General features: G+C 68.2%; 15 protein-coding genes. 11 read left to right on the forward strand and 4 right to left on the reverse strand.

All coding sequences use genetic code 11. The annotated features are described in order from the left end of the window. Positions 1-258: 258 nt before the first annotated feature. The 3 genes from HMPREF3113_RS00580 to HMPREF3113_RS00590 all read right to left on the reverse strand — a co-directional run bounded on the left by HMPREF3113_RS00580 (position 259) and on the right by HMPREF3113_RS00590 (position 2849). The gene (locus tag HMPREF3113_RS00580; RefSeq protein WP_019182871.1) at positions 259-693 is read right to left on the reverse strand and encodes a hypothetical protein; all 435 of its coding nucleotides are present in this window, start codon (positions 691-693) and stop codon (positions 259-261) included. A gap of 183 nt (positions 694-876) precedes the next feature. Then, entirely contained in the window at positions 877-1701 is an 825-nt protein-coding gene (locus HMPREF3113_RS00585) for an amidohydrolase (protein ID WP_070470115.1), read from the reverse strand. Then, a complete protein-coding gene (locus HMPREF3113_RS00590; protein ID WP_070425517.1) occupies positions 1701-2849 on the reverse strand; it encodes a pyridoxal phosphate-dependent aminotransferase in 1149 nt (382 codons plus the stop codon). The genes HMPREF3113_RS00585 and HMPREF3113_RS00590 overlap by 1 nt, the downstream gene beginning before the upstream one ends. A 102-nt stretch (positions 2850-2951) precedes the next feature. Here HMPREF3113_RS00590 and ccmA point away from each other — a divergent pair, with 102 nt between their 5' ends. The 11 genes from ccmA (at position 2952) to HMPREF3113_RS00645 (ending at position 11330) form a co-directional block, all read left to right on the forward strand. Beyond that, entirely contained in the window at positions 2952-3581 is a 630-nt protein-coding gene (gene ccmA, locus HMPREF3113_RS00595; RefSeq protein WP_070425518.1) for a heme ABC exporter ATP-binding protein CcmA, read from the forward strand. Beyond that, positions 3578-4273: a heme exporter protein CcmB gene (gene ccmB / locus HMPREF3113_RS00600; RefSeq protein WP_019182867.1), complete on the forward strand. Its 696-nt coding sequence runs from the start codon at positions 3578-3580 to the stop codon at positions 4271-4273. Before ccmA ends, ccmB begins: the two co-directional genes overlap by 4 nt. Before the next feature lie 123 nt (positions 4274-4396). Further along, positions 4397-5161, forward strand: coding sequence for a heme ABC transporter permease CcmC (ccmC, locus tag HMPREF3113_RS00605; protein WP_019182866.1), 765 nt, complete (start codon positions 4397-4399; stop codon positions 5159-5161). Then, positions 5158-5343, forward strand: coding sequence for a heme exporter protein CcmD (gene ccmD, locus HMPREF3113_RS00610; protein WP_019182865.1), 186 nt, complete (start codon positions 5158-5160; stop codon positions 5341-5343). The genes ccmC and ccmD overlap by 4 nt, the downstream gene beginning before the upstream one ends. Then, entirely contained in the window at positions 5340-5801 is a 462-nt protein-coding gene (gene ccmE / locus HMPREF3113_RS00615; RefSeq protein WP_019182864.1) for a cytochrome c maturation protein CcmE, read from the forward strand. Before ccmD ends, ccmE begins: the two co-directional genes overlap by 4 nt. Beyond that, the gene (locus tag HMPREF3113_RS00620; protein ID WP_070470118.1) at positions 5802-7715 is read left to right on the forward strand and encodes a heme lyase CcmF/NrfE family subunit; all 1914 of its coding nucleotides are present in this window, start codon (positions 5802-5804) and stop codon (positions 7713-7715) included. It abuts the gene before it with no gap. 9 nt (positions 7716-7724) lie between these two features. Beyond that, positions 7725-8336 carry a DsbE family thiol:disulfide interchange protein gene (locus HMPREF3113_RS00625; protein WP_070425522.1) on the forward strand — a complete coding sequence of 204 codons (612 nt, stop codon included), beginning with the start codon at positions 7725-7727 and terminating at the stop codon, positions 8334-8336. Positions 8337-8400: 64 nt separating this feature from the next. Beyond that, positions 8401-8787, forward strand: coding sequence for a cytochrome c-type biogenesis protein (locus HMPREF3113_RS00630; RefSeq protein WP_046273306.1), 387 nt, complete (start codon positions 8401-8403; stop codon positions 8785-8787). Beyond that, positions 8781-9809 carry a tetratricopeptide repeat protein gene (locus HMPREF3113_RS00635; RefSeq protein WP_070470215.1) on the forward strand — a complete coding sequence of 343 codons (1029 nt, stop codon included), beginning with the start codon at positions 8781-8783 and terminating at the stop codon, positions 9807-9809. Before HMPREF3113_RS00630 ends, HMPREF3113_RS00635 begins: the two co-directional genes overlap by 7 nt. 73 nt (positions 9810-9882) lie before the next feature. Next, positions 9883-10995, forward strand: coding sequence for a homoserine O-acetyltransferase MetX (locus HMPREF3113_RS00640; protein ID WP_070470121.1), 1113 nt, complete (start codon positions 9883-9885; stop codon positions 10993-10995). Positions 10996-11045: 50 nt separating this feature from the next. Beyond that, on the forward strand, positions 11046-11330 hold the full coding sequence (locus HMPREF3113_RS00645) for a DUF1294 domain-containing protein (protein ID WP_046273308.1): 285 nt from the start codon (positions 11046-11048) through the stop codon (positions 11328-11330). Between the two features lie 31 nt (positions 11331-11361). Here the strand turns inward: HMPREF3113_RS00645 and HMPREF3113_RS00650 are convergent, their stop codons facing one another. Continuing rightward, a complete protein-coding gene (locus HMPREF3113_RS00650) occupies positions 11362-12696 on the reverse strand; it encodes a S41 family peptidase (RefSeq protein ID WP_070470124.1) in 1335 nt (444 codons plus the stop codon). Positions 12697-12802: the final 106 nt, after the last annotated feature.

Raw genomic sequence — 12802 nt, forward strand, 5'->3', positions numbered from 1 at the left:
CGGGTGGCCCGGGTGGTCGCGGTCCGGGCGGCCCGGGCGGTCGTCCCGGCGGCAACCGTGGCCCGGGCGGCGGCGGTCACCGTGGTGGCGGCCCGCGCGGCGGCTGATCAGTGACACAAAAAAACCCCGGCTTCGGCCGGGGTTTTTTGTTGGGTCCGCGCGGGCGGCGATCAACCCGGTCGTGTAGAGCCACCCCATGGGTGGCTGCGCGTCATGCCCGAGACGGTGGTGCAGCCACGCGTGGCGTGGCTCTACCCCTCAACGTCGCTCGATGGTGAAGCGGCCTACACCCACGCCCAGGTCCCAGCCCTTGCCGGTGCCCGCCAGGGCCAGTGAGATATCGCCCTTGGTCATGACCTGGGCATTGCTGGATTTGTCAGCGCCGGCGTGCGCTTCAACGGCGGCATAGGAGCCGATCAGGTCGTTGACCGAGTAGGCGCCGGAGAACTTGCCCTTGCCATCGACGATCTTGGACTTGCCCACGGTGAGGCCGCCGCCCTTGGCGGTGATCTTGACCGGAATGCGCGCGCCGTTGTCGCACTGGATGGTGCCCGTGCCGGAAGCGGTCTTGTACAGCACCGACCACCCGGCCAGGTTGTAGTGCAGCTCGCAATCGATGTTGCCGGCGGCCTGCGCAGCCGGGACGGCCGAGATACCGGCCAATGCGATCAATGCCAGGGAGAACTTCTTCATGCGGGTCCGCTCGTACTGAAGGGGTAACGCGCCGAATCTAGCAGCGTGCGCGTGTGGCGCGGATGATGCACATCGCGCGCATCGGGCGTCTGTTCAGCCGTGCGGCCCGGGTAATGCCGGCCGCTGGCCGGCTCCAGGCAATCCTGCAACGTACAGAGCCGGCCAGCGGCCGGCACTACCGTTTCAGCTGCGTTCCTGCAGGCTGAAGCTGTCCGCATCAAGCATCGCCGGGAAGCGCGCGCGGTGCGCGGCCAGGGCCGCTGCCGAGATGGCGGTGGTGACCACCTGCTCGCGTTCGCGCACTTCCACCTGTGGCTGGCCCAGGAAATCGATCACGGCACTGTCGCCGGCGTAATGCAGATCGTTGCCGTCCACGCCGATCCGGTTGACCGCCGCCACGTAGCAGAGGTTCTCGATCGCGCGCGCGCGCAGCAGAGTCTTCCAGGCGTAGGCGCGTGCCGAGGGCCAGTTGGCCACGAAAATCTGCAGATCGAAATCCAGCTGGTCGGCGCGCTCTACGTTGTAACGGTTGCGGCAGAACACCGGGAAACGCAGGTCATAGCAGACCTGCGGATTGATCCGCCAGCCCTTCCACTCCACGCTCAGGCGCTGGCTGCCGGCGGCATAGCGCTCATGCTCGCCGCCGTAACGGAACAGGTGGCGCTTGTCGTAGTACTGCAGCTCGCCATCCGGCGTGGCCCACAGCAGACGGTTGTAGACACCATCGCCTACCCGCAGCTGCACGCTGCCGGTCACCGCCGCGCCCAGCCGCACGGCCTGCTCGCGGATCCACGCCACGGTCGGGCCGTCCATGCCTTCGGCCTTGTCGATGGCGTCGTTGGAGAAGCCACTGGTGAAGGTTTCCGGAAGGATCACCAGATCGGTCTGCCCGGCCAGCGGCGCCAGCAGCGCGCCGTAATGGGCGCGGTTGCCGGCCGGGTCGTGCCAGCGGGTGTCGCCCTGGACCAGGGAAATGCGCAGGTCCTGCAGCTCGGTCACTGTGCTCATCACAGGGCCCGCAGGCGTTCGATCGCCGCGTCCATCGTGGCGTCGTTCTTGGCAAAGCACAGGCGAACCAGGCGCTGGCCGGCGGGCGCGGTCTCATAGAACGGCGACAGCGGGATCGCCGCCACGCCCTTCTCGATCGTCAGCCACTTCACGAATTCGTGGTCGGGCAGATCGCTGATCGCCGAGTAATCCACCAGCTGGAAATAACCGCCCGGCACCGGCAGCGCCTTGAGCCGGGTACCGGCCAGCTGCTCGCGGAAGCGGTCGCGCTTGGCCTGGTAGAACGCGCCCAGTTCCAGATGATGCTGCGGCTCGTCGCGGATCATCGCGGCGAAGCCGTACTGGGCCGGCCCGAAACTGGTGAAGGTGTTGTACTGATGCACCTTGCGGAATTCGGCGGTCATCGCCGGCGGCGCGATCGCATAGCCGATCTTCCAGCCGGTGCAGTGGTAGGTCTTGCCGAAGCTGGAAATCACGAACGCGCGCTCGCGCAGTTCCGGATGACGCAGCGAGGATTCGTGGCGGCGACCGTCGTAGATGATGTGCTCGTACACCTCATCGGAGATCAGGTAGATGTCGGTGCCGCGCAGCACATCGGCCAGGGCCTGCATGTCATCGGCCGTGAGCATCGCGCCGGACGGGTTGTGCGGGGTGTTGACCATCAGCAGCCGGGTGCGCGGGCTGATCGCCGCACGCACGCGGTCCCAGTCCACCGCGAAGGTCTGCGGGTCCAGCGGTACGTGCACGGCGCGCGCACCGGCCAGGTCGATCGCCGGTTCGTAGCAGTCGTAGGCCGGGTCGAGCACGATCACTTCCTCGCCCGGGCGGACCACGGCGTGGATGGCATTGAAGATCGCCTCGGTGGCGCCGCTGGTGACGGTGATCTCGGTGTCCGGATCAACCTGCGCGCCGTACAGATCCAGCGACTTCTGCGCGATGGCCTGGCGCAGCGGCGCCACGCCGGTCATCGGCGGGTACTGGTTGAGCCCGCCCTGCATCGCGGCGATGGTTTCATCGATCAGCCGCTGCGGTGCGGAGAAATCCGGAAAGCCCTGACCAAGGTTGACCGCGCCGTGTTCGGCGGCGAGCTGGGACATCACGGTGAAGATGGTGGTGCCCACCTTGGGCAGCTTGGTTTGCGGTTGCATCGGCAGCAGGGAAAGAACCGGGGGAACTCCCAGTGTACGCAAATCATCCGACCCGTTCCCCCGATACAATGGCGGCCCATTCCGGTGCAAAGATCCCGCCCCTTGAACGCCCCTCCGTTGCTGGCCGCGCATGGCCTTGGCTTCAGTCGCAACGACGAACCCGTCTTCGGCCCGCTGGACCTGCACGTGGATGCCGGGGAAGCCCTGCTGGTGCAGGGCGACAATGGTGCCGGCAAGACCACCCTGCTGCGGGTGCTGGCCGGGCTGCTGCGCGCCGGCAGCGGCCAGGTCGAGATCGATGGCAAGCGCGCCGGGCACAAGGAGCGCGCCCACTATGTGGCCTATCTCAGCCACCTGCCCGCACTCAAGCCGGACCTGGACACGCTGGAGAACCTGCATTTCCTGTGCGGACTGCACGGCCGCCGCGCCCGCCAGATGCCCGGCAACGCGCTGGCGATCGTCGGCCTGGCCGGCTATGAAGACACCCTGGTGCGACAGCTCTCGGCCGGCCAGAAGCGCCGCCTGGCGCTGGCCCGCATCTGGCTCTCGCCCGCGCCGCTGTGGCTGCTCGATGAGCCCTACGCCAATCTCGACCTGGACGGCATCAACCTGGTGAACCGCATGATTTCCGCGCACCTGCGCAGCGGCGGCGCCGCCCTGGTCACCACCCACGGCGCCTACGCGGCCCCCCCGGTGCGCACGCGCCTGCTGACCCTGGGAGCGGCGGCATGATCGCGCCAGGCACCGAACCGGGTCTGTGGCAGACCGCGCGGGCCCTGATTGCCCGCGACATGCGCCTGCTCTGGCGGCGCCGCGGCGATGCGCTGCAGCCCTTGCTGTTCGCACTGCTGGTGGTGGTGCTGTTCGCACTGGCGCTGGGCCGCGACCCGGAGGCGATGGCGCGCGTGGCCGCGGCGGTGATGTGGCTGGCGGTGCTGCTGGCCGGCCAGCTGGCGCTGGACTCGCTGTTCCGCAGCGATGCCGAAGATGGCTCGCTGGAGCAATGGCTGCTGGCCCCGGTTCCGCTGGCCTGGCTGGTCCTGGTGCGGGTGCTGGTGCACTGGGTCACCACCGCCCTGCCGTTGATCGTGATGTCGCCGCTGCTGGCGGAAATGCTGCATCTGCCGCATGACCAGCTGCCGATGTTGCTGGCATCGTTGCTGCTGGGAACGCCGTTGTTGAGCCTGATCGGCGGGGTGGTCGCCGCGCTGACGGTCGGCATCCGGCGCTCTGGTATTCTCGTGGCGCTGCTGGCCCTGCCGCTGTATGTGCCGGTGCTGGTGTTCGGCGCGGGCAGCGTGGCCGCGGTCGCCCGCGGCCAGGACCCGATCGGCGCCCTGCTGATGCTGGGCGCCGGGCTGGTGGTGGCGCTGGTGCTGGCCCCGCTGGCGACAGCCGCGGCGATCCGCATCTCGCTGAGTTGAGCGGTATGGCGTACTGTCGGTGGCGTGTGCTGTGTTGTGAGCGTCACCTGCCTCCGCGTCATCCGTTGCCGAGCCACTCCACGTCCGTTTCATCGCCGCCTTTCGTTGGATAGCCACTGCCGCATGCACCCGATCGTCCGCTGGTTCCACCAACTCGGTTCCCCGCCCACCTTCGACCGCTTCGCCGCGCGCTGGTCGCGGGTGTTCTACCTGGCGGCGGTACCGGTGCTGCTGGTCGGTATCTGGCAGGCGCTGGCCGTCGTGCCGGCTGATTCCAAGCAGCTGGACAGTTTCCGCATTCTTTACATCCACGTCCCCAGCGCGTGGATGAGCCTGTTCGTGTTCGCGCTGATGGCGCTGTACGCGGCGATCGCGCTGATCTGGCGGATCAAGACCTGCGAGGTACTGGCGATGGCCTGCGCCCCGCTCGGCGCCGGCTTCACCCTGATCACCCTGCTGACCGGCAGCATCTGGGGCAAGCCGACCTGGGGCACCTGGTGGGACTGGGACCCGCGCATGACCACCGAGCTGATCCTGCTGTTCCTGTACCTGGGCGTGATCGGCCTCTACCACGCCATCGAGGACCGTCGCAGCGCCGCGCGCGCGGCGGGCCTGCTGTCCATCGTCGGGGTGAGCCTGCTGCCGGTGATCCGCTATTCCGTGGAATGGTGGGGCAGCCTGCACCAAGGCCAGACCATCCGCCTGTTCGGCGAGTCCACGCTGGATGCCAGCATGGCGCTGCCACTGTGGCTGATGGTGATCGGCACCAAGCTGTGGTTCGCCGGCTCGCTGCTGGCCAAGGCCCGCGCCGACAACCTGCTGCGCGAGGCCGGCAAGGCCTGGGTCACCGCCGGCACCCGTGCACCGTTGGAGGACACCCGCCCATGACCCACCTGCCCTATGTGATCGCCGCCTATGCGGTGTTCGTGCTGGTCCTGGGCAGCGATGCCATCGGTTCCTGGCTGCGCCTGCGCTGGGCGCGCCGCCTGGCCGCGCGCCGCCAGCAGCGCCAGCAGGCCCGCACGGCCGCCGGCAGCGCACCGCCGCTCGCGCCGGAGCTGACCCGATGAATCCCGTCCGGCGTCGCCGCCTGCTCTGGGTGATGCTGCTGGTGCTGGCCTCCGGTCTGGCGACCGCGCTGGTGGCGATGGCCCTGCAACGCAATATCGCCTACCTCTACACACCCTCCGAAGTGCTGCGCGGTGATGCCGGCGACCATGCCCGGTTCCGCCTGGGCGGCATGGTGGTCAAAGGCTCGCTGCAGCGCGCGCCCGGCTCGCTGGATGCGCACTTCGTGGTGACCGATGGCGATGCCACCCTGCCGGTGGTCACCTCGCGGATCCTGCCGGACCTGTTCGCCGAGGGCACCGCCGTGGTCGCCACCGGGCGCCTGCAGGACGGCCGCTTCGTCGCCGAAGAAGTGCTGGCCAAGCACGACGAAACCTACATGCCCAAGGAAGTGGCCGACAAAATGGGCCAGGCGCACACCAAACACGATGTGCCCGTGCCGGCACCGGAGACGTACTGAGTGCTGCCGGAACTGGGGCAGATCCTGCTGGTCACCGCGCTGTTGATGGCCGTGCTGCAGACCGTGCTGCCGTTGTGGGGCGCCCATCGTGGCCGCGCCACGTGGATGGCGGTGGCGCGACCGGCGGCGTACGCCCAGCTGGCGCTGCTGCTGGGCGCGTTCGGCGTGCTGACAGCAGCCTTCGTCACCCAGGATTTCTCGGTGCGCTATGTGGCCGAGAATTCCAACTCGCTGCTGCCGCTGGCCTACCGTTACTCGGCTGTCTGGGGCGCGCATGAAGGCTCGCTGCTGCTGTGGGCGCTGGTGCTGGCGCTGTGGTGCGGCGCGGTTGCGCTGTGGTCCAAGCGGCTGCCGGCCGAGGTCTGCGCGCGCGTGCTCGGGGTACTCGGCATCATCAGCATCGGCTTCCTCGCGTTCCTGATCTTCACCTCCAATCCCTTCGCGCGGCTCATTCCGGCGCCGCTGGAAGGACGTGACCTCAACCCGCTGCTGCAGGATCCCGGGCTGATCATCCACCCGCCGATGCTCTACATCGGCTACGTGGGTTTCTCGGTGCCCTTCGCATTCGCGATCGCCGCGCTGCTGGAAGGCCGCGTGGACGCGCGCTGGCTGCGCTGGACGCGGCCGTGGACCAACGTGGCCTGGAGCTTTCTGACCGTCGGCATCGCACTGGGCAGCTGGTGGGCGTATTACGAACTGGGCTGGGGCGGCTGGTGGTTCTGGGATCCGGTCGAGAACGCCAGCTTCATGCCCTGGCTGGCCGGTGCGGCGCTGATCCACTCGCAGGCCGTCACTGAAAAGCGCGGCAGTTTCGCCAGCTGGACGCTGCTGCTGGCGATCGCTGCCTTCGCACTGTCGCTGCTCGGTACCTTCCTGGTGCGCTCGGGCGTGCTGACCAGCGTGCACTCGTTCGCCGCCGATCCCTCGCGCGGCACCTTCATCCTGATCTTCCTTGCGCTGGTGATCGGCGGCGCGCTGCTGCTGTACGCGCTGCGCGCCGGTGCGCTGACCAGTGACGACCCGCGCCGCGGCTTCCTGCCGACCTCGCGCGAGACCCTGCTGCTGGCCAACAACCTGCTGCTCGCCGCGGCCTGCGGCATGGTCCTGCTCGGCACGCTGTACCCGTTGCTGGCCGATGCCCTGGGTCTGGGCAAGGTGTCGGTGGGGCCGCCCTACTTCGGCACGCTGTTCGTGGTGTTGATGGCGCCGCTGGTGGCGCTGCTGCCGTTCGGGCCGCTGGTCAACTGGCAGCGCGACCAGGCCTCGCGCCGGTTGGCGATGCTAGCCCCGTGGGCCGGGCTGGCCGTGCTGCTCGGCGTGGTCGCCTACTTCATGGCGCCGCAGGGCGCGTTGAAGACCGCCGCCGGCGTGACCGGTGCGGCCTGGGTGGCGTTGGGTACCGGGCGCTTCGTCTGGACCCGCCTGCGCGGCAATGGGAAGTTCACCGCCGAAATGGTCGGCATGCTGCTTGCCCACGGTGGCGTGGCCGTGTTCCTGGCCGGCGCGCTGCTGGTGGAGGCCTTGAACGTGCAGCGCGAAGTCGCGCTGGCCCCGGGCCAGTCGCTCGTGGTGGGCACGTACGAGGTGCGTTTTGAAGGCGTAGACCACCAGCAGGGACCGAACTACGTGGCCGATCGCGGCCACCTGCGCGTGTTCCAGCATGACCGCCAGCTGGCCCTGCTGCATCCGGAAAAACGCCTGTACGCCAGTGGCGGGCAGGTGATGACCGAAGCCGGCATCCACGCCCGTCTCAACGGCGATGTTTACGTGGCACTCGGCGAGTCGCTGGGCAACAATGCATGGGCCGTGCGCGTGCACATCAAACCGTTCGTCCGCTGGATCTGGCTGGGCGCGCTGCTGATGGCGCTGGGCGGTTTCGTCACCGCTGCCGATCGTCGTTTCCGTCGTCCCTAGGAGTTTCCCGTGTCCGATCCCCGCCCCGCCTCCCGTCCGCTGCCGCCCGTGGCCATCGTCATCGGGGTGCTGTTCTTCTTCGGGCTGCTGGGGCTGATGATCTACGGGGTGATGAAATCCGGCGCACCGGACCGCGACGTGCTGCCCTCGGCGCTGATCGGCAAGCCCGCCCCGGCCTTCGAACTGCCGGTGCTGCACGATCCACAGATCAAGGTCAGCAGCACCGAGCTGCGCGGCGCCCCGTATGTGCTCAATGTCTGGGGCAGCTGGTGCGCGGCCTGCCGTGACGAACATCCGATCCTGACCCGATTCGCCGAAACCAAGCGCGTGCGCGTGATCGGCTACAACTGGAAGGACGAGCCGGCCGATGCGCTGCGCTGGCTGGAACAGCTGGGCAATCCGTTCGTGCTGGTGCTGAGCGACATCGAAGGCCGCACTGCGATCGACTGGGGCGTCACCGCCGCGCCCGAGACCTTCCTGGTCGACGCCAGCGGCGTGGTGCGCTGGAAGTACAGCGGCGCGCTCAGCCAGCGCGTGATCGATACCCAGCTGATCCCGGAACTGGAAAAGGTGGAGCGTGCCCATGCCGATGCCCAGCCGCAGCTCCCCGCTTCGCCGTAACCGCCTTGTCCGGCTGGCCAGCGTCGTGCTGATCGCGCTGACGCTGGCCGTGGCGTTGCCGGTGATGGCGCAGGCCGTCTCCGACCCGACCCCGTTGCAGTACCGCGACGCCGCCGAGGAAGCCCGTTTCCATGCGCTGGCTGCCGAGCTGCGCTGCGTGCAGTGCCAGAATCAGTCATTGGCCGATTCCAATGCGCAGATCGCGCACGACCTGCGCCGGGAAGTGCTGGTGCTGATGCAGCAGGGCAACAGCGATGCACAGATCAAGCAGTTCCTGGTCGACCGCTATGGCGAGTTCGTGCTGTACCGGCCGCCGATGGAGGCCCGCAATGCGCTGCTCTGGTTCGGCCCGCCGGTGGCATTGCTGATCGGTGCCGGCGTATTGATCTGGGTGGTGCGCCGTCGCAGCCGTGGGATCGAACCGATGGACAAGAGCGAGGAGCGCTGGTGAGTCTCTGGATGGCCCTGAGCGCTGCGGTCGTCGCCGCTGCCGTCGCTGCTTTCGTGTTGCGTCCGCTGCGTGCAGGCGGCCAACGCGGCCCCTTCGTGATCGCGATGCTGGCCCTTGGGTTGGCCGGTGGCGCGCTGTACCTGCTGGTCGGCACGCCGGATGCCGCCGAGCGGACCGCGGCCAACGACGAGCCCGCCACGCTGGAAGATGGCATCCAGGCGTTGGAGCAGGCGCTGGCGAAAGATCCGCAACGCGCCGATGGCTGGGCACTGCTCGGCCGCTCGCAGCTGGCGCTGGGCAAGCTGGACGAGGCCACGGCGGCGTTCGACCGGGCCGTGCGGCTCGCGCCGGACGACCCTGGCGTGCTGGTCGAAGCGGCCCAGGCACGGGCCCAGGCAGCGCCGGGCAAACAATTCGATGACCAGGCCCTGCAATGGCTGCGCCACGCCAACGCGCTCGCGCCGGAGAGCGAACGCGCCGGCTGGCTGATCGGCATCGCCCTGCGCCAGCGCGGGCAGGACGCCGAGGCAGCGAACGCCTGGGAAGCGCTGCTGCCACGGCTGGAGCCGGGCGCGGCGCGCGCGCTGCGCGAGCAGATCGCCATCGCGCGCGGCAATGCCGGCCTCCCGCCCCTGCCGGAGACGCCGGCCCCTGCGGCGGCCCCTGCGGCGGCCGGGAACCACGCGCTCGCGGTACAGGTGCGGTTCGCGTCGGAAACCGCTCCGGATCCGGCGCTGGCCAACGCCACAGTGTTCGTGATCGCGCGCGCGCCGGACGGCCCGCCGATGCCTATCGCCGTACAGAAACATCCGGCCAGCCGGTTGCCGTTGCTGGTCACGCTCGGCGATGGCGACAGCCCGATGCCAACCAGCACGCTGTCCCAGCTGCAGGAGGTCGAGGTAGTGGCACGGCTGTCGCGCTCGGGCCAGGCCAACCGCCAGCCGGACGATGTGGAAACCGCGCCGGTACGGGTGCGCCTGCCCCACGCCGGGCCGGTGTCCCTGGTGTTTGATCGCCCCTGACCGATGCGCGGCCGCGACGCAGCGTGCCGCTCACCACTACGGCGCCATCGCGGCGCCCGGCTAAACTGCGTGCATGACTGAATTCATTCCCCCCGGCACCCGTTATCACGCCCTGCCCTCGCCGTTCGCGTTCAAGCGCGGCGGTGAACTGCGCGGTGCGCACGTTGCCTACGAAACCTGGGGCACGCTCGCTGCCGATGCCGGCAATGCGGTATTGATCGTCACCGGGCTCTCGCCCGATGCGCATGCCGCGGCCAACGCCGACAACCCGGCCGCCGGCTGGTGGGAGGCGATGGTCGGCCCTGGCAAGCCGATCGATACGGATCGCTGGTTCGTGATCTGCGTGAACTCGCTGGGCAGCTGCAAGGGATCGACCGGCCCTGCCAGCATCGATCCGGCCACCGGCGAGCTGTATGGCCTGCGCTTTCCTGAGCTGTCGATCGAAGATGGCGCGCGTGCGGCGGTGGAGGTGGTGCGCGCATTGGGCGTCACCGAACTGGCCTGCGTGATCGGCAACTCGATGGGCGGGATGACCGCGCTGGCGCTGCTGTTGCTGCATCCGGGCATCGCACGCAGCCATATCAACATTTCCGGCAGTGCCCAGGCGCTGCCGTTCTCGATCGCGATCCGCTCGCTGCAGCGCGAAGCGATCCGGCTCGATCCGCAGTGGAATGGCGGTCGTTATACGGATCAGGCCTATCCGGAATCGGGCATGCGCATGGCGCGCAAGCTCGGCGTGATCACGTACCGGTCCGCCCTGGAATGGGACGGCCGCTTCGGCCGCGTGCGCCTGGATTCGGATCAGGCCGATGACGATCCGTTCGGCCTGGAGTTCCAGGTCGAAAGCTATCTGGAGGGACACGCACGCCGTTTCGTGCGCTTCTTCGATCCCAACTGCTATCTGTACCTGAGCCGCTCGATGGACTGGTTCGACCTGGCCGAATACGCCGACGGCGACGTCATGGCCGGGCTGGCGAAGATCCAGGTGGACAAGGCGCTGTCGATCGGCGCCAACACCGACATCCTGTTCCCGGTACAGCAGCAACAGCAGATCGCCGATGGCCTGCGCGCCGGTGGTGCCGACGCACAGTTCATCGGGCTGGATTCGCCGCAGGGCCACGATGCGTTCCTGGTCGACTTCGCCCGGTTCGGGCCGGCGGTCAGCGGTTTCCTGCACGGGCTGTGACGCGCGCGCGCCGCTATCTGGCGCTGGCGGTGATCGGCGCGGTGATCGCGATGGCGGTGACCGGGCTGTTACCGCAGTGGCTGGCCGCATGGTACGCACTCACCAGTGCTGTCGCCTTTGCGCTCTACGGGCATGACAAACGTGCCGCACGCCTGGGCAACTGGCGCACACCCGAACGCACCCTGCAACTGCTGGCCTTCGCGGGCGGTTGGCCTGGCGCGTTGCTGGGCCAGTCGGTGTTCCGCCACAAGCATCGCAAGAGCGCCTTCCAATGGGTGTTCGCCCTGTGCGTGCTGGCCAACGTCTCGGCGCTTGCGGTGCTGCTGCGGGCATGACCCTGGAACATTGCGTGCACGCAGCGCTGCTTCATGGCGACGAGCGAAGCCACGCAGCCGCCATGTCGATGGCGTCCTGATCACTTGAAACGCGCTCCTCGGGTTTTATCCCGTCCAGATAGGCTTCACCCGAGCGATCAAGCATCACGGCCCTCGTCAACCGCAGCGCGCCACCATCAGGCAGCGGATAGGAACGGTTGGCCGTTGCGAGACCGGCCGTCGGCTGCCCGAAGAATCGGGTGCCAGGGCGGGCCCGGAAGGCGACGGCCACCGCTTCTCCAGAGCTTGCCGTCTTCGGGCCGACGAGAACGGCCACGCGGCTGCTGGAAAGGTCGACTGAGCAGGCACGGCCGGCGCGTGGGCGCCACGCGGTGGCAACGCCCTCCCGGTCCCGGAATGCGCCGATGCTTCCGTTGCCCAGCAACGCGTGCAGCCCGCTCAGCATCGGCCACATGTTGCCGCCCGTGTTCTGGCGAAGATCGACGATCCAGCCCTTGGGTGACGTCGGCGCCAATCGTTCGATGTGCTCACAGAGCCCGGTGGTAACCGCTTCAGCGGCAGTGGCTTCGGTCCCGCGCAGGCCCGGCACCAGGACGTAGCCGATGTCCTGCATCTGTCTGGCCTCGATGTCTCTCGATGCAACAGCGGACTGGCGGTAGGCGGCGGCTTCCCTGGGGTGTTGCAGGAAGCTATGGCGATCTGCCAGCAGATCCAGAACCGCTCTGATGCTGCCATAGGCCTCTTGTGCGGGGAGGCGTTTCAGTGCCGGCGTCAGACGCGTCTGCTGCTCGGCTTCCCAATCGACGTTCGCGGCGTTCAACGCATTGTCGCGAATGGCAGCGAGGGCGTACTCCACCATGTCATAGGCGGAAACTCCGCCCGACGTGGCCGCCTCCGCCGTCAGCGTCATCTTCTCGACAACGACATGCCCGGCACTGTCCAGTGTTGCACCGAGCTTGAGGCTGGTCGTTCCGGACGGAATGTACAGCCGGAGTTCTCTCGCCTGTGGCCCCTCACCGGCGCGCACGGGCGTGCCAGCCGAGCTTGCAAACGCCAATCGGCCGTTTGCCCCGTCCGCACGCATCCACAGCGCGGCACGGCCTGCGCCATCCTTGACCGACATGGTGCCGGCCAGAACCACCTCCCGGCCCCGGTAAGGAGCTGCATCCATCGCGGTGATGGCGCCGACGAAGTTTTCCGTGCCGGTCGATTCGGCGGACACGCTGAGCGCCCCACCCTGGGTTTCCAGAATGTCGCCCGTGCCCGATGTGATCGAATTCACGCTGGTGCCTTTCCAGACGGTGTCCGCCGAAGCGCCACCGCTGAAGAGACCCAGCAAAAAGACGAATGCGACCCTGCGATTCATGCTCAACATCCTTGTTCACGTTGAACCACGATCCTAGGTCAAGCGCATTGCATTGGCCAGACAGTTCGCAGGCACTGTGCTTCCTGCGGTCCCTGCAGGAAGAAGG

Origin of the sequence: Stenotrophomonas sp. HMSC10F06 (assembly GCF_001807865.1) — a bacterium.
GTDB classification, from domain to species: Bacteria; Pseudomonadota; Gammaproteobacteria; order Xanthomonadales; family Xanthomonadaceae; genus Stenotrophomonas; species Stenotrophomonas bentonitica_A.